Annotated in this window: 13 protein-coding genes; all 13 read right to left on the bottom strand. The window is 69.2% G+C overall.

Annotated elements, in window-relative coordinates; all coding sequences use genetic code 11:
• Nucleotides 1–356 precede the first annotated feature (356 nt).
• The gene (gene ileS, locus ABZV58_RS33900) at nt 357–3,485 is read right to left on the bottom strand and encodes an isoleucine--tRNA ligase (protein WP_355004265.1); all 3,129 of its coding nucleotides are present in this window, start codon (nt 3,483–3,485) and stop codon (nt 357–359) included.
• A gap of 287 nt (nt 3,486–3,772) precedes the next feature.
• Nucleotides 3,773–3,973 carry a hypothetical protein gene (locus ABZV58_RS33895; RefSeq protein ID WP_355004264.1) on the bottom strand — a complete coding sequence of 67 codons (201 nt, stop codon included), beginning with the start codon at nt 3,971–3,973 and terminating at the stop codon, nt 3,773–3,775.
• Nucleotides 3,974–4,135: 162 nt separating this feature from the next.
• Nucleotides 4,136–4,987, bottom strand: a complete 852-nt coding sequence (locus tag ABZV58_RS33890) for a DivIVA domain-containing protein (protein WP_355004263.1) — start codon at nt 4,985–4,987, stop codon at nt 4,136–4,138.
• A gap of 66 nt (nt 4,988–5,053) precedes the next feature.
• Nucleotides 5,054–5,356: a YggT family protein gene (locus tag ABZV58_RS33885; RefSeq protein WP_067785731.1), complete on the bottom strand. Its 303-nt coding sequence runs from the start codon at nt 5,354–5,356 to the stop codon at nt 5,054–5,056.
• Nucleotides 5,357–5,445: 89 nt separating this feature from the next.
• The gene (locus tag ABZV58_RS33880; protein ID WP_355004262.1) at nt 5,446–6,243 is read right to left on the bottom strand and encodes a cell division protein SepF; all 798 of its coding nucleotides are present in this window, start codon (nt 6,241–6,243) and stop codon (nt 5,446–5,448) included.
• Nucleotides 6,244–6,432: 189 nt separating this feature from the next.
• On the bottom strand, nt 6,433–7,194 hold the full coding sequence (locus tag ABZV58_RS33875; RefSeq protein ID WP_355004261.1) for a YggS family pyridoxal phosphate-dependent enzyme: 762 nt from the start codon (nt 7,192–7,194) through the stop codon (nt 6,433–6,435).
• A complete protein-coding gene (gene pgeF, locus ABZV58_RS33870; protein WP_355004260.1) occupies nt 7,191–7,919 on the bottom strand; it encodes a peptidoglycan editing factor PgeF in 729 nt (242 codons plus the stop codon). Before pgeF ends, ABZV58_RS33875 begins: the two co-directional genes overlap by 4 nt.
• A gap of 205 nt (nt 7,920–8,124) precedes the next feature.
• The gene (ftsZ, locus tag ABZV58_RS33865; protein WP_355004259.1) at nt 8,125–9,372 is read right to left on the bottom strand and encodes a cell division protein FtsZ; all 1,248 of its coding nucleotides are present in this window, start codon (nt 9,370–9,372) and stop codon (nt 8,125–8,127) included.
• A 364-nt stretch (nt 9,373–9,736) separates the two neighbouring features.
• On the bottom strand, nt 9,737–10,477 hold the full coding sequence (locus tag ABZV58_RS33860) for an FtsQ-type POTRA domain-containing protein (protein WP_355004258.1): 741 nt from the start codon (nt 10,475–10,477) through the stop codon (nt 9,737–9,739).
• A gap of 6 nt (nt 10,478–10,483) precedes the next feature.
• Nucleotides 10,484–11,971: a UDP-N-acetylmuramate--L-alanine ligase gene (gene murC / locus ABZV58_RS33855; protein ID WP_355004257.1), complete on the bottom strand. Its 1,488-nt coding sequence runs from the start codon at nt 11,969–11,971 to the stop codon at nt 10,484–10,486.
• Nucleotides 11,968–13,128, bottom strand: coding sequence for an undecaprenyldiphospho-muramoylpentapeptide beta-N-acetylglucosaminyltransferase (murG, locus tag ABZV58_RS33850; protein ID WP_355004256.1), 1,161 nt, complete (start codon nt 13,126–13,128; stop codon nt 11,968–11,970). The genes murC and murG overlap by 4 nt, the downstream gene beginning before the upstream one ends.
• The gene (gene ftsW, locus ABZV58_RS33845; protein ID WP_355004255.1) at nt 13,125–14,573 is read right to left on the bottom strand and encodes a putative lipid II flippase FtsW; all 1,449 of its coding nucleotides are present in this window, start codon (nt 14,571–14,573) and stop codon (nt 13,125–13,127) included. The genes murG and ftsW overlap by 4 nt, the downstream gene beginning before the upstream one ends.
• A complete protein-coding gene (gene murD / locus ABZV58_RS33840) occupies nt 14,570–16,012 on the bottom strand; it encodes a UDP-N-acetylmuramoyl-L-alanine--D-glutamate ligase (RefSeq protein ID WP_355004254.1) in 1,443 nt (480 codons plus the stop codon). Before murD ends, ftsW begins: the two co-directional genes overlap by 4 nt.
• Nucleotides 16,013–16,014 lie beyond the last annotated feature (2 nt).

Here is a 16,014-nt window from a genome sequence, read left to right as displayed (position 1 = left end):
GAAACGCACCTCTCCTGTGGGTCCGGCGAACAGGCCGCGACAAGCGGCCGCGCTGACGCGCGGCGCCACCCTCGTCATCGGGGTGGAGCCACCGACCTCCGCGCCTATCCGGCTTCACAGCCCGCCGAACAGCGCACATCAGGTAGAACATGCCTCACGAGGATCACTGCGGTACCACTGATCGATCTGCGCACCAACAGCAACACGCCCGATTCTGCCGGGCTTTTCGGAGACAGGAGAGGTTTCCAGCAAATTCCCAGCGTGTGATCTAGATCACTACCGCTGCATGGTCTCGACCGCCACTCGGTCGAGCCGCGTCGTCGGGGTGGACGACGACGCCCACCCCGACGACCGGCTCAGGCCTTGGCGACCGCGGCCTTCACACCACCGGCGAGTTCGGCGGCGTCGGCGCCCACGGTGCCGAAATCGAGTGCCGTGGCGAGGATTTCGCCCGCGATCAGATCCCGGTGGGTCTGCGCCCAAGCCAGGCGCTCGGCCGGGACCTCGAGGACCACGGTGATCCGGTCGGAGACGTCCAAGCCGAGCGACTTGCGGGTCTCCTGGAGGTCGCGGATCAGGTCGCGGGCCCAGCCCTCGGCCTCCAGTTCCTCGGTGACCACCGAGTTCAGCACCACCAGACCCGCGTTGCCGGGCAGCGCCGCGGTGGACTCGGGCTCGGCGGCGACCAGCCGCTGGGTGTATTCCTCCGGGAACAAGGTGATTCCGGCGGCGCTGACGACACCGGCGGCATCCTCGGACCACTCGCCCGCCTTGACCGCCTTGATCACCGTCTGCACGTCCTTGCCCAGGCGCGGACCCGCGGCGCGGGCGTTCACCGCCAGCTCGAAGCGACCGTGCACGGCGACGTCGGTGGTCAGGTCGACCTTCTTGACGTTGACCTCGTCGGCGATGATGTCGGCGTACGGGCGCAGCCGCTCGGCGTCGCCCGCCGCGATGGTCACCTCGGCCAGCGGCAGCCGCACCCGCAGGTTCTGTGCCTTGCGCAGGCTGAGCACCGTCGAGCAGACCGTGCGCACCTCGTCCATGGCGGCGACCAGCTCCGGATCCTCCGGCAGCTCGCCCTCCTTCGGCCAGTCGGCCAAGTGCACCGAACGATCGCCGGTGAGCCCGCGCCAGATCACCTCGGCGATCAGCGGCAGCAGCGGCGCGGCCAGCCTGGAGACCACCTCGAGCACGGTGTGCAGGGTGTCGACCGCGTCGCGATCCTCCGACCAGAAGCGCGAACGCGACCGGCGCACATACCAATTCGTGAGCGCGTCGGCGAACGAGCGCAGCTCCTCGCAGGCGCCCGCGATGTCGTAGGCCTCCAGTGCGTCGGTCATCACATCGCGGGTTTGCGCCAGCTTCGCCAGGATGTAGCGGTCCAGCACATGCGGCGAATCGGTGCGCCACACGCCGGGCTTCGAGGCGTACAGCTGCAGGAAGCTCCACGCGTTCCACAGCGGACGCAGCGCGTGACCGACGCCCTCGCGGATGCCGCGCTCGGTGACGATGAGATTGCCGCCGCGCAGGATCGGCGAGCTCATCAGGAACCAGCGCATCGCGTCGGAGCCGTCCCGGTGGAACACCTCGTTCACGTCCGGGTAGTTGCCCTTCGACTTGCTCATCTTCAGCCCGTCGTCACCGAGCACGATGCCGTGCGCCGCAACGGTTTTGAAGGACGGGCTGTCGAAGAGCGCGGTCGAGAGGACGTGCAGGGTGTAGAACCAGCCGCGGGTCTGCCCGTTGTACTCGACGATGAAGTCGCCCGGGAAGTGCCCGTCGAACCAGTCCTTGTTCTCGAACGGGTAGTGCACCTGCGCGTAGGGCATCGAGCCGGACTCGAACCAGCAGTCCAGTACCTCCGGCACGCGGCGCATGGTCGACTTGCCGGTCGGGTCGTCGGGGTTCGGCCGAGTCAGCTCGTCGATCATGGGCCGGTGCAGGTCGGTCGGGCGCACACCGAAGTCGCGCTCGAGCTCGTCCAGCGAGCCGTACACGTCGACCCGGGGGTAGGCCGGATCGTCGGAGACCCACACCGGGATCGGGCTGCCCCAGTAGCGGTTGCGGCTGATGTTCCAGTCGCGCGCGCCCTCCAGCCACTTGCCGAACTGACCGTCGCGGATGTGCTCGGGCACCCAGGTGATCTGCTTGTTCAGCTCGACCATCCGGTCGCGGAACTTGGTGACCGCGACGAACCAGGACGGCACCGCCATGTAGATCAGCGGCTGCCCGGAGCGCCAGCTGTGCGGGTAGGAGTGCTCGATCGTCTCGTGCCGCAACAGCTTTCCGGCGGCCTTGAGGTCCTTGATGATCACCGGGTTGGCGTCGAAGACCATCAAGCCCTCGTACGGCGGCACCATCGAGGTGAACTTGCCGCCCGGATCCAGCGGCTGCACGATCTCGATGCCGTTGGCCGTGGCGACCTCCATGTCCTCCTCACCGAAGGCGGGAGCCAAATGCACGATGCCGGTGCCGGAGTCGGTGGTCACGTAGTCGGCGGTGAGCACGCGGTGCGCGTTCGGGTGGCCGACGAAGAAGTCGAAGGGCGGGGCGTAGGACAGTCCGGCCAGCGCCGCGCCGTCGAACTCGCCGAGCACCTGCGGCTCCTCGCCGAACTCCCGCGCGTAGTGCGAGACGCGCTCGGCGGCCAGCAGGTAGCGCTTGCCGTCGGCGGCGCTCAGGTGCACGTAGCGCACGTTGGGGTGTACGGCGATGGCCAGGTTGGACGGCAGGGTCCACGGCGTGGTGGTCCAGATCAGCGCGTTGGCGCCGTCGAGTTCGCGCAGCGGATGGTCGTCGGGCACACGCAGCGCCATGTCGACGGTGACGGCCGGGTCCTGGCGCATCTTGTAGGCGTCGTCCAGGCGGGTCTCCTGGTTCGACAGCGGCGTCTGCTCATACCAGCTGTAGGGCAGCACGCGGAAGCCCTGGTAGATCAGGCCCTTGTCGTAGAGCGACTTGAAGGCCCACATGACCGACTCCATGAAGTCGAGATCGAGGGTCTTGTAGTCGTTGTCGAAGTCGACCCAGCGAGCCTGGCGGGTGACGTAGTCGCGCCATTCCCCGGTGTAGCGCAGCACCGAGGATTTGCACGCGGCATTGAATTCCGCCAACCCCATGGCGTCGATCTGTGATTTGTCCGTGATACCGAGCTGCTTTTCCGCTTCGATTTCCGCGGGAAGGCCGTGACAGTCCCATCCGAAACGCCGATCGACGCGCTTGCCGCGCATCGTCTGGAAACGTGGGATCAAATCCTTCACATAGCCGGTGAGCAAATGACCATAATGCGGCAGACCGTTGGCAAAGGGTGGGCCGTCGTAGAAGACGAACTCGGCAGCACCCGAACGGTTCTCGATGCTGGCGCGGAAGGTGTCGTCGGCCGCCCATGCGTCGAGCACGCGTTCTTCCAGCTCGGGAAAGCTCGCCCCGGAGCCTGCGCCCAGATCCACGCGGGGGTATGCGCTCTTGCTGTCGTCCGCCATCGCGGATGCGTCTCCTCGTGCCACCGCGCCGCAGGCGCGTATCAGTGGTTGGCACGGGGACGACCCCGGCGCTCGGTGCGCCGAAACCGCGGTACCACCCCGTTTGTCCTGGTCTGCCCCACCGGGGCCGCCGGACCACTCGTTGTGAGCTGTGACGGGCTCACCCGTTCGGTTCTACTGAGCGCCTCGGCGCCGTTCTTCCGAAGGCTCCCCGGTGATGGCCGGATCGACGCCGTTCTGTTTCGATTCTAACCAGCCGGGGCAAGCGATATTCCCCGCGCCCGGCCTCAGCGTTTGGCGTGCCGCCCCGGCGGCGGTGGTGCGCCGTTCTCCGGGCTGCGCATGGACAGCGCGCTCGCCAGCAGCAGCACCGCGCCGATGACGCAGACGACGATGCACCCCCACGCCCACAGCACCGACCCGGTGGTCAGCGCCGTGACGAGCAGGGCAAAGCCGATCGCCGCCAGGACGAGTGTCAGAACGAGCATGATGACCCCCTCGGCGTACCTCCGCCTTCGCTACGGCCATGCACGGGCTGTGACACGCGTCGTCCGGCTGGGTCCGCCGGGCATGCCAGGCGATTCGACTTTACCTCTGATGACGACTCGAACAACTGCTTTCGCGACGGCGCAGGACCGCCGAGGGTGGTATTACTTGCCGCCCTTGGCGAACGAGGCGGGCGCGAGGTTGCTCGCGGTGTTCGTGTCGGCGAACGCCTCGCCGCCGTCCACCGGGACCGCCGAGCCGCGGTTCTCCAGCTCCTCGAGCTGCGACTCCAGGTACGACTTCAGCCGCACGCGGTACTCGCGCTCGAAGGTCTTGAGCTGCTCGATCCGGCTCTCCAGCACGCTGCGCTGCTGGGTGATGGTCGCCATGATCTCGGTGTGCTTGCGCTCGGCGTCGGCCTGCAGCGCGTCGGCCTTCTCCTTGGCCTGGCGCAGCTGGCTGTCCGAACGGGTCTGCGCGTCCGACAGCATCGCGTCCGACTTCTGCCGGGCGTCCGCGATCATCGCCTCGGAACGGGTCCTGGCGTCGCCGACCAGTCGCTCGGAGTTCGCCCGCGCGTTGGAGAGCAGGTTCTCCGCCTCGGTCTTCGCGTCGCTGGTCAGCCGGTCCGCCATCTCCTGGGCGAGGCTGAGGACCTTGGCCGCCTGCAGGTTCGCGTCGGCGCCGGGGGCGTCCTTCGGCGCGGGTGCGGCCGCGGGCATCGGAGCCGGCGGCGGTGCGGGCACCGGGGGTTTGATCGGTTCAGGAGGCGGAGCCTGCTGTACCGGGGCCTTGACCGTTGCCGGGGCCGCCTGCCGGTTCTTCTTGGCGTCGGCCAGTTCCGCATCGAGTTCGGCGACCCGCTGGCGCAGGTCGGCGTTCTCCTCGATCAGACGCGAGAGCTCCTGCTCCACGAGATCCAAGAAGGCGTCGACTTCATCCTCGTTGTAGCCGCGCTTCCCGATCGGCGGTTTGCTGAACGCGACGTTGTGCACATCGGCTGGGGTCAGCGGCATGGAAGGATCCCTTCACGCGTCTTTTGGAGATCGAGCAGATCTAGCAAGGTATCTTGGCCCATTCTGTCACACCGGAGCTACCGGTTGCCCGAGCCTGCTCACGATCGACATCAGGATGAAGACGATGAATAGCAGGACCATAATCGACAGATCCAGGCGAATTCCCCCCAGGGACACCGGTGGTATCAGCCGTCTCAGTAGTTTCACCGGAGGGTCCGTGATCGTGAAGATCACCTCCAGGATGACGACAACGACACCGGTCGGTCGCCAGTCACGGGCGAAGCTACGAACGAACTCGACGATCACCCGGCTGATCAGCAACAGCCAGAAGATGAACAGTACGAAGTACAGCACCGCGAACAAGGCCACGACTTCACTCTGCCCGAAAATCGGCGTTGCGCAAAATGACCACACCGCCCCGCGCGCGACAAGACCGACGAACCCCCCGGATCAGACCGCTATTTCTGGTTGTAGAAGCCCGTTTCGGCGATCCTGCGCCGCTCCTCGGCTGATACGTCGACATCGGCCGGTGAGAGCAGGAACACTTTGGTCGCCACCTTGTCGAACGAGCCACGCAGGGCGAAGGCTAGGCCGGCCGCGAAGTCGACGAGCCGCTTGGCGTCGGCGTTGCTCAGGTCGACCAGGTCCATGATCACCGGATTTCCCTCGCGGAAACGCTCGCCGATGATGCGGGCCTCACTGTAATCGCGCGGGCGCAGCGTCGTGATCTTGGACAAGGGGCCTCCGTCCTCGAAGATCCCCGGCCGGCGAGCGGGTGCGGGCTCGGGGCGCACGCGCTCCTCGAGCCGCCGCTCCTCGGCGTCGGGATCGACGGCGAGCGCACCCCTGGTGGCTCCCCGCAACATGCCTGCGCCGCCGCCCGCGCGGAACCGGCCGGACGACCCGGCCGCATCGATACGGGTGGGACGCCGCGACGACTCGTAGCGCTCGTCGCCGTAGGGCTCGTCGGCGTACTCGTCGCGGCGCGCCGCCGGGTAGCCGGCCTGGTAGGGCGACTTGTAGGCGGGCTCGGGGTAGTCGGCGTCCTCGTCGAACCGGTCCTGGCCGAAACGGTCTGCGCCGTAACGATCTTCGGTGTACCGGTCGGCGCCGTAGCCGCCGCGATCGGAGTAGTTGCGCGGGCGCGCGCCACCGCGCTCGGTCGCGCGCGGGGCGCGATCGTCGACGTAATCGTCTTCGTAATCCTCGAGCGGCACCATGCCGAAGTACGCCTTGAACTTATGCAGCGTGCTCATACACTTACCCCTCCCCGTCGCTCGACTCGGTGATGACCACGATGGTGGCTGCGTCGAGTCCATGCTCGCTGCGCTCGCTCATTCTGGTCGACCTTCCTTCGGCCCCGGTGGCGGCCGGGTGTTGAAGTCTTGCTCAGCCCTCGTCTGTCCCAATCTTATGTGTCGAATGTGACTGATGAGGTTTCTTTGCTAGCCCGAGGTTATCGGTCGAGTACCCATCAGGGCGGTACCGACACGCACAACCGTCGAGCCGTGTTCGATCGCTGATTCCAGATCACCCGACATACCTGCGGAAAGCTCGGTTGCGGCGGGGTGACGGGCGAGTAGCCGCGTGTGCAAAGTCGCAAGCCGCGCAAAGGCGCTATGAGGCTCGGCGTCGAGTGGCGGAATCGCCATCAGGCCTCCGAGCTGCAGTCCTTCCGCCGCCGCGACATGGTCCGCGAGGCGCTCGAGATCATCTTCGGTGACGCCGCCTCGCTCCGGGTCTTCGTCCAGGCTCACCTGGAGCAACACCCGCAGCGGCTCGGTGCGCTCGTTCGCCTCCAGCGCGGCGACCGCACCCCTGTCAAGAGCCGTTGCCAACCGTTCGCTGTCCACCGAATGCACGGTGTGTGCCCAGCGCGCGACTACTTTGGCCTTGTTGCGCTGCAGGCGACCGATCATGTGCCAGCGGATATCCGGGCGGTTGCCCAGTTCCGAGACCTTCGCGGTGGCCTCTTGTTCGCGCGATTCACCGAACTCCCTACGGCCGAGGCCGTACAGAATCGCGACGTCGGCGGCCGGAAAGAACTTCGTCACCGGCAGCAAACGCACCGAACCCGGCTCGCGCCCCGACGCCCGGCACGCGGCATCGATCCGCTCGAGCAGACCGTCCAGCCTGCCCGCCAGCTCCGCGGTGCGCGCGTCGGACTGTGCCGCAACGGTTTCCGTCGTTTCACCGGGCCAGGTCATCGCGGCCCCTCGATCCAGATCACGCCCGCGATGCGTCCGGTCGGCGCGCCACGGCGGTGGCTGAAGAGCGTCTTGTCCTCGATGGTGCAGCGCGGGTCCTCGGCGACCGCGGCGATCCCCGCCTCGGTCAGTTGCCTGCGGATTCCCGCGCGCAGGTCGAGCGCGGGCGTACCGCGCACGGTGGTCGTCGCGCTGCCCGGCAGGTGCTTTTCCACATCGTCGCGCATGGCGGCGGGCACCTCGTACTGCCTGCCCGAGGCGGCCGGGCCGAGGAACGCGCCGACCCGGTCGAGCCTGGCGCCCACCGACACCATCGCGTCCAGCACGCGCGGCACGATGCCGATGCGCGCGCCGATACGGCCGGCGTGCACGGCGGCGATGACGCCAGCCTCGTCGTCGGAGAGCAGGATCGGAACGCAGTCGGCGCTGAGTGTGACCAGCGCCAGGTTCGGCACGGTGGTGACGAGAGCGTCGGTGGCGGGCACCGGCTCGGTGCGGGGGCCGTCGACGATTTCGACGGCGCGCCCGTGGATCTGCTCCATCCAGACCAGCCGGTCCGGGGTGAGGCCGATGCCCGCGGCGAGGCGCTCGCGGTTGCGGCGCACGGCCGCCGGATCGTCGCCCACGTGGTCGCCGAGGTTGAACGAGTCGTAGGGCGGGGCGGAGAAGCCGCCCGCCCTGGTCGTCGTGACCCGTCGGACGGTAAGTGTGTGGGCAGCAGTCATGCCTCCGAGCCTAGTGGCTTCGGAGGGTGCCGCGGCGGCTCGCGCAACGGGCGTCGAACCGCGCGCTCGGCGAATCCTCGTGCTCGGTCGGCGGATTCGCGTATGCGGCGCGGCGCGGGACGGCACGCCGTGCGGCGAACCTCACCTCGCGCGACAACCGCCCGCGGCCCGCGACCGTCGTCCCGGTGCACCCGGGACGATCGGATCAGCGGCGCATGAAGATCGGCACGTCGACATCGTCATCGTCGTCACCGCCGTCGTCCGGGGGCTGGATGTGGGAGCGGCTGTTGTGCGAGACCGTCGGCTCGGCGGGCCGGACGCGCTCGCTGTGGTAGCTCGGCACGGCGCCGCGGGTCACGCTGCTCGAGGTGCCCGCCGAAGTGGTGTCGGTGCTGCGCGTGGACGCGGCGATCTCGCTCGGCCTGCTGCTCTGGCCGATCTCGCCCGCCCGTCCCGAACCGATCGAACCGCGGACGGTCGCCGGGTCGAAGGTGCGCCGGGCCGGGCCGCCGCCGTCGAATCCGGCCGCGATCACGGTGACCCGCACTTCGTCGCCGAGCGAATCGTCGATGACGGTACCGAAGATGATGTTGGCCTCGATGTGCGCGGCTTCCTGTACCAGCGAGGCCGCCTCGTTGATCTCGAACAGACCGAGGTCCGACCCGCCCGCAATGGAGAGCAGCACGCCGTGCGCTCCGTCCATCGATGCCTCGAGCAGCGGCGAGTTGATCGCCGCCTCGGCCGCCTTCACCGACCGGCCCTCGCCGCGCGCCGAGCCGATGCCCATGAGCGCGCTGCCCGCGCCGGACATGACGCTCTTGACGTCGGCGAAGTCGACGTTGATCAGACCCGGGGTGGTGATCAGATCGGTGATGCCCTGAACACCGTTGAGCAGCACCTCGTCGGCGGAGCGGAAGGCGTCCATCAGGCTGACCGCGGCGTCGCCGAGCTGCAGGAGCCGGTCGTTCGGGATGACGATGAGGGTGTCGCAGGACTCGCGCAGCAGGTTGATGCCCACCTCGGCCTGGTTGCCGCGGCGCTTGCCCTCGAAGGAGAACGGCCGGGTGACCACGCCGATGGTGAGCGCGCCGAGCTTGCGCGCGATGCTCGCGACGACCGGCGCGCCACCGGTACCGGTGCCGCCGCCCTCGCCCGCGGTGACGAAGACCATGTCGGCGCCCTTGAGCACCTCTTCGATCTCGTCCTTGTGGTCCTCGGCGGCCTTGCGGCCGACCTCCGGGTCGGCACCCGCGCCGAGACCGCGGGTGAGTTCACGGCCGACGTCGAGCTTGACGTCGGCATCGCTCATCAGCAGCGCCTGCGCGTCGGTGTTGACCGCGATGAACTCGACTCCCTTGAGTCCCTGTTCGATCATCCGGTTGACGGCATTCACGCCGCCGCCGCCGATACCGACGACCTTGATCACCGCAAGGTAGTTGTGCGGGGGCGTCATGGGCTCTCGCCTTCCTTCGATCTAAAGCCTGTCATTTTCGGACTCAGGACATTTCGCTATGGCATCCTCGGTTGTTTTGCCCGGGACCGGTTCACTCCACGATCCGCGGCCGGGCAAACCCTAAACCTCAACCACAGGGTTAGCGTTATGTCAAGTATCCGACTGGTGCGGAACGCTATTCGCAGCCGCCGCGATACGGGCGCAGGCGCGCCGACACGAGTGACAGAATCTTGTGTGATCCCTCTCGGTCGCCACTTCACACACCGTATGGTTGGACGGTTGCCCCCCGAGCCCCATCCCGGCGACGGCCCTGCGCCTCGCGGCAGAGCGCCCCCAAAAATTCCCTGGGCACAATGGGTGTCGATCACTTTACCGTGACCAGATTCGGGCTCGACACGTCGAACACCGTTCCCTCCCGCGTCAACAGCGGCAACACCACGGCCGCCTTGCGTTCGGCATCGTTCGCACTGCCCCAGAGTACCGTGCGTCCGTCGTGCAGATTCAAGGAGATATCCGAAATCGACCGTGCGACAACCTCGCCCACCTGGATATTCAGGGCGGGCGGCAATACCGCGAGCACCGCGACCGCCGCGCGGGTCAACGGATCGGCGCCGCCGGGTCGATCGGTGATCAACTTCGGCACCCCGATGGGCGCGGCCTCGATGGCGAATTCGACGCTTTCGGCATCCAGTAGATGCGCGCCTTCCTCGGTCTCGAAGAACAACACCGGCGACCGCTCGACAATGGTCACCTTGACGGTCGACGGGTACACCCGCTGCACCCGCGCCGAACTGACTTTCGGAATACTCGCCACCCGCCGCGCCATGGCGTCGGTATCGATGCGCAACATCGAGCGGCCCGAAGGAATTTCGAGTCGCTCGCGCACTTGCGCCTCCTGCACCTCGACGAGCCCTTCGATCTCGACGGTGCGCACCGAGAGCACCGGCGTGAACCAGGAGATCAACAGGACGACGGTAAGCACGCACACGCCCAGCAATCCCCACAGCCGCATCCGGCGCAGCCGGGCCGGACCGCCGGGGCGGCGCAGCAGGTCGAACCGATCGAGCCAGCTCGCGGCCGCGCGCCGCTCACCCCCCGGCCGCATCGCGGCTCACCGCCCGTACTGGGGACGCGCCCGTAGCCCGTCGAGTATCTGGCTGCCGAGCATGGTGACATCGCCCGCGCCCATCGTGATCACGACATCGCCCGGCAGCGCGAGCCCGGCCACCTGGCGTCCGACCCGGGACATATCCGGTTGGTAATGCACGGGTTTGGTGACCGACTGGGCGACGAGCGCACCGTTCACGCCGGGCAGCGGCTTCTCCCGCGCGCCGTAGACGTCCAGCACGACGACCTCGTCGGCCAGGCTCAGCGCGAGGCCGAAGTCCTCGGCGAAGGTGGCGGTGCGGCTGTACAGGTGCGGCTGGAAGACCACGATCACCCGGCCCTGGCGCGACCGCGCGCCGTCGCGCGCCTCCTGCTGCACCAGTTCGGCCGCGGCGCCGAGCACCGCGCGCACCTCGGTGGGATGGTGCGCGTAGTCGTCGAAGACCCGCACGCCGTTCTCCCTGCCGACGAACTGGAACCGCCGGTGCACGCCGCCGAAACCCTCCAGGCCCTGGAGAATCTCGTCCACGTCGGCGCCCGCCGCCCGCGCCGCGAGCAGCGCGGCCAGCGCGTTGAGCGCCATGTGCCGCCCAGGAACCGAGAGTCGCAGCGTGCGCGGCGCGGGTTCGTCGGCCAGCTGGAATTGAGCGAGCCCGCCCACGTCACGCGGCTCCCAGCTGTGCAGCCGGACGCCGACCGGGACCGGGGCGTCGGCGAGTTCGCCGGAGCCGTAGCCGAGCACCCGAACGCCCTTGTCCGCCAAACGGGTTCCGACCCGCTCGGCCAGCGCCCGTGAGCCCGGATCGTCCAGGCACACCACCAGCAGGCCGCCCGCGGCGAGCCGGTCCGCGAAATCGTCGAAGACCTGCACGTAGGCGGCGTCGGTGCCGAAGAAGTCGAGGTGATCGGACTCGATGTTGGTGACCACCGCGACGTCGGGGTCGTACTGCAGCAGTGAGCCGTCGCTCTCGTCGGCCTCGGCCACGAAGACCTCGCCGGTGCCGTGGTGGGCGTTGGTGCCCGCCTCGTTGAGTTCGCCGCCGACCGCGAAGGACGGATCCAGGCCGCAGTGCTGCAGCGAGACGATCAGCATCGAGGTCGTCGACGTCTTGCCGTGCGTACCCGAGACCAGCAGGGTGCGGTGCCCGCGCATCAGCGAGGCCAGCACCGCGGGGCGGAGCAGCACCGGGATGTCGCGCCGATTCGCTTCCACCAGCTCGGGATTGGTCTTCGGGATGGCCGCGTAGGTGGTCACCACCGCGGTCGGGCCGCCGGGCAGCAGATCGAGCGCGGCCGCGTCGTGACCGATGTTGACCTGCGCGCCGCGAGCACGCAGCGCGAGCACGCCGCGGCTCTCCTTGGCGTCCGAACCCGACACCGAGCCGCCGCGGGAGAGCAGGATGCGGGCGATGCCGGACATCCCGGCGCCGCCGATGCCCACCATGTGCACCCGCTCCAGCTCGGGCGGCAGTGCCGAACGCTCGTCGGTCATCGGCCCCGCCCCAATTCCACCACGATCCGCGCCACTTCGTCGGCGGCGTCGCGGTGCCCGGCGCCTGCCGCGGCGCGGCCCATCTCGGTCAACCGTGCGGGGTCCATGAGCAGCGGTATCACCTCGTCGATCACGTACTTCGCGGACAGTTCGGCATCGGGGACAATTCTGCCACCGCCCTGTGCGACCACGGGACGGGCATTGAATTCCTGTTCGCCGTTGCCGTGCGGCAGCGGCACGTAGAACGCGGGCAGGCCGACGGCGGACACCTCGGCGACCGTCATCGCGCCGGACCGGCACACCACCGCGTCGGCGGCGGCGTAGGCCAGATCCATCCTGGACAGATACGGCACCGCCACGTAGCGCGCGGCATCGTCGCCCGCGGCGACCTCGAGCGTGTTCTTCGGGCCGTGCGCGTGCAGCACCGAGACACCCGCCGCCGCCAGCTGCGGCGCGGCGCCCGACACCGCCTCGTTCAGGCTGCGCGCGCCCTGCGATCCGCCGAACACCAGCAGCACCGGCCCCTCGGCGGGCAGGCCGAAGTGCGCGCGGGCCTCGGCGCGCAGCGCCGGGCGATCCAGCGAGGTGATGGCCTCGCGGACCGGGATGCCGACCACCTCGGCGCGCGGCAGGCCGGAATCCGGCACCGCGGCGAGCACCCGCGCGGCGCGCCGGGCGCCGACCTTGTTCGCGATGCCCGCCTTCGCGTTGGCCTCGTGCACGACGACCGGCACCGCGCGCCTGCGCCGCAGCACTCCCCGGCCCGCGGCCAGGTAGGCGGGCAGCGCGACATAGCCGCCGAAGCCGATGACGACGTCGGCCCGCACCATATCGATGACGGCCCTGGTCTGGGCCACCGCGGCGCGCACCCGGCCGGGCAGCCGCAGCAGATCCGCGGTCGGCTTGCGCGGCAACGGCACCGGCGGGATCAGTTCGAGCGGATAGCCGCGCTCGGGCACCAGCCGGGTCTCCAGACCGCGTTCGGTGCCCAGTGCCGTCACCCGGATCGAATCGTCGAGGCGCCGCAGCGCGTCCGCCACGGCGAGGGCCGGTTCGACATGTCCGGCCGTGCCACCGCCCGCCACGATCACCGAAAGCCCGGATCCCTTCGCGGACCGCTGTGTTGCGTCGGCGGTACTCCCGGGTCCCGCATTCACCTGGATCTTCCCCGTTCTCTAGCGTGTGGCATCGGATAGTTCGGCTCCCAAGCCCTGGTGGCACGCAGCGAACTGGTGCCCCGGCTCTCCGGCGAGCGGCGTCGCGGCTGCCCGCCGGATTGTCCGCGCCGCGGCGGCGCTTGGCGCGACTTGGACCGCTCGGTGCGGGCCCGCTGCGCGGCGGCCTTGGCGGCGTTGCGCGCCCTGGCCGCCTCCGCCTTGGCGGGCGAGTACACCTCGGGCTTGGGTAGTCGGAGCAGACGGCTGAACCGCCCGTCCTGCCCGGCCTGCAGCGCCGACACCGCCTCCGGCTCGTGCCGTGCGGCGTTGGCGATGATGCCGAACATGAACAACGTAATGGCCAGCGAGGAACCGCCCGCCGAGACCAGCGGCAGCTGCAGACCGGTCACCGGAAGCAAGCCGACCACGTAACCGACGTTGATCAGCGCCTGCGCGGTGATCCAGGTGGTCGCGGTCGCGGTGAGCAGCCGCAGGAACGGGTCCACCGACCGGCTGGCGATGCGCAGACCGGTGTAGACGAACAGCGCGAACAGCCCGAGCACCAGCGCGCAGCCGAGAAAGCCGAGTTCCTCGCCGATGATGGCGAAGATGAAGTCGTTGTGCGAGTTGGGCAGGTAGCTCCACTTGGCCCGGCTCTGCCCTAGCCCGCGGCCCCAGATGCCGCCGTCGGCCAGCGAGTACTGCGCCTGCCGCGCCTGATAGCCGATGCCCTGCGGGTCCTCGCCGGGATTGAAGAAGGCGCGCATGCGGTCCGAGCGATAACCCGCGGAGAGGGCGAGCACCGCCGCGGCCACGACGCCGGACACCGCGATGGTGACGAACAGCCGCACCGGCAGCCCGCCGAACCACAGCAGCGCCGCGAGCACGATGCCGAGCGCGATGGTGGTGGACAGGTTGGGCTCGAGCACCACGAGCAGACACACCAGCATGCCCGCCGGAACCAGCGGCACCAGAATGTCTTTCAGCGCCGCCTGCTCCGACCGGCGCGAGGCGAGCAGGTGTGCGCCCCACACGACCAGCGTCACCTTGACGATCTCGGAGGGCTGCACCGACACCGCGCCGAGGTCGATCCAGCGCCGCGAGCCCTGCACCTCGCTGCCGATGCCGGGAATCAGCACCAGCACCAACGCGAGCACCGACAGCGCGAACACCGGGAACGACCACTGCCGCAGCCTGCGCATCGGAATGCGCAGCGCGACATAGAACAGCACGCAGCCGATGGCCGCGAACATGGCCTGCTGGACGAACAGCGAGTACGCCGATCCGCGCTCGGCATAGGCCTCGACGCTGGAGGCCGACAGCACCATCACCAGTCCGAGCACGGTGAGCAGGGTGGCGATGGTGACGATCAGATGGAACGACGCGAGCGGGCGCGCCAGCCAAGCAACGAACCTGGCCGCGGGCACTCGCGTCGTCTCCGTCATAGCCGCCGCCCGATGTCACCGTCTTCCAGCGTGTGCACCGCGGTGGCGAAACTGCGTCCGCGGTGGGTGTAATCGGCGAACATATCGAGGGAGGCCGCCGCGGGCGCCAGCAGCACGGTGTCACCCGAGCGGGCGAATTCGGCGGCGGCGCGGACGGCTTGCGCCATGACGGCGTCGGCCTTGTCGGATCTCGACGGGTCGTCAGCCATCACAGCATCGTCCCCCGCGCGCACCTCGACGACCGGGACCTCGGGCGCGTGTCGCGCCAACGCGGCCGCGAGCACCGGCGCGTCGGACCCGATGAGCACCGCGGCGACGAGCCGGTCGGCGACCTCCTCGATCAGGTCTTCCACACCGGCGCCCTTGAGCTGCCCGCCCGCGATCCAGATGACGTGCGGGTGCGCCAGGATCGACGATCGCGCGGCGTGCGGATTCGTGGCTTTGGAGTCATCGATGAAATCGACGCCGGCCAGCTCGCGCACGAAGGCCGCCCGGTGCGGGCCGACCTTGTGCTCCTGCAGTCCCTCCTTGACGAACTGCGGCGCCACGTCGATGGCCCTGGTCAGCGCGGCGGCGGCCAGCGCGTCGGCGACGCCCGCCGGTCCTTGCGGGCTGATGTCGCCGACCTCGGCGAGAATCGCGGCCTTGGTGAACGCGCGATCGAGCAGTTTGCCGTCCACCACGCCGAGTTCGCCGTCGGCGGGCACGCCGATGCGGAAGCCGACGGTGCGGCGGGCCTTGGAGCGACGGGCCAGCGAGGCCGCCACCGGATCGTCCAGGCCGACCACGCCGACCCGCCCGACCAGCGCCCGCGCCTTGGCGGCCGCGTAGGCGTCCAGGCCGCCGTGCCAATCCAGGTGATCCTCGGCCACATTCAGCACGACGCCGGCCTCCGGCCGCACCGACGGCGCCCAGTGCAGCTGGAACGAGGACAGTTCCACCGCGAGCACCTGCGGGCCGGGATTCCGGCGCAGCGCGTCCAGGATCGGGGTGCCGATGTTGCCGCAGGCGACGCTGGCGATGCCCGCGGCGCGCAGGATGGCGTGAGTCATCTGGGTGGTGGTGGTCTTGCCGTTGGTCCCGGTGATGACCAGCCACTTGCGGACCGGCCCGTAGATCCTGGCTTGATCGACCCACCAGGCGAATTCGACGTCGCCCCAGACCGGGATGCCCTCGGTGACCGCGGAGACCAGGACCGGCGAGTCCGGCCGCCAGCCCGGGCTGGTGATCACCAGCGCGAAGCGGCTCAGATCGGCCGACTCCAGGTCGACGCAGGTGGCCACCTCCAAGCCGAGTTCGGACGCCTCGGCGAGCGCCTTCGCGCCCGCGTCGGTGACAACCGGATGCGCGCCGATATCGCGCAGCGGTTCCACCAGCGAGCGGCCGGAGACGCCCCAGCCCGCGACGAGCACGTCACGGCCACGGAGGAATTCGAGCATGG

Origin of the sequence: Nocardia sp. NPDC004654, from assembly GCF_040609595.1 — a bacterium.
Lineage (GTDB): Bacteria > Actinomycetota > Actinomycetes > Mycobacteriales > Mycobacteriaceae > Nocardia.
This window is presented reverse-complemented; position numbering and strand designations above follow the sequence as displayed.

What these genes read in the sequence shown, in the direction of transcription:
- ileS (WP_355004265.1), bottom strand. Translation starts at nt 3,485, where the DNA reads ATGGCGGACGACAGCAAGAGCGCATACCCCCGCGTGGATCTGGGCGCA.
- ABZV58_RS33895 (WP_355004264.1), bottom strand. Translation starts at nt 3,973, where the DNA reads ATGCTCGTTCTGACACTCGTCCTGGCGGCGATCGGCTTTGCCCTGCTC.
- ABZV58_RS33890 (WP_355004263.1), bottom strand. Translation starts at nt 4,987, where the DNA reads ATGCCGCTGACCCCAGCCGATGTGCACAACGTCGCGTTCAGCAAACCG.
- ABZV58_RS33880 (WP_355004262.1), bottom strand. Translation starts at nt 6,243, where the DNA reads ATGAGCACGCTGCATAAGTTCAAGGCGTACTTCGGCATGGTGCCGCTC.
- ABZV58_RS33875 (WP_355004261.1), bottom strand. Translation starts at nt 7,194, where the DNA reads ATGACCTGGCCCGGTGAAACGACGGAAACCGTTGCGGCACAGTCCGAC.
- pgeF (WP_355004260.1), bottom strand. Translation starts at nt 7,919, where the DNA reads ATGACTGCTGCCCACACACTTACCGTCCGACGGGTCACGACGACCAGG.
- ftsZ (WP_355004259.1), bottom strand. Translation starts at nt 9,372, where the DNA reads ATGACGCCCCCGCACAACTACCTTGCGGTGATCAAGGTCGTCGGTATC.
- ABZV58_RS33860 (WP_355004258.1), bottom strand. Translation starts at nt 10,477, where the DNA reads ATGCGGCCGGGGGGTGAGCGGCGCGCGGCCGCGAGCTGGCTCGATCGG.
- murC (WP_355004257.1), bottom strand. Translation starts at nt 11,971, where the DNA reads ATGACCGACGAGCGTTCGGCACTGCCGCCCGAGCTGGAGCGGGTGCAC.
- ftsW (WP_355004255.1), bottom strand. Translation starts at nt 14,573, where the DNA reads ATGACGGAGACGACGCGAGTGCCCGCGGCCAGGTTCGTTGCTTGGCTG.
- murD (WP_355004254.1), bottom strand. Translation starts at nt 16,012, where the DNA reads ATGCTCGAATTCCTCCGTGGCCGTGACGTGCTCGTCGCGGGCTGGGGC.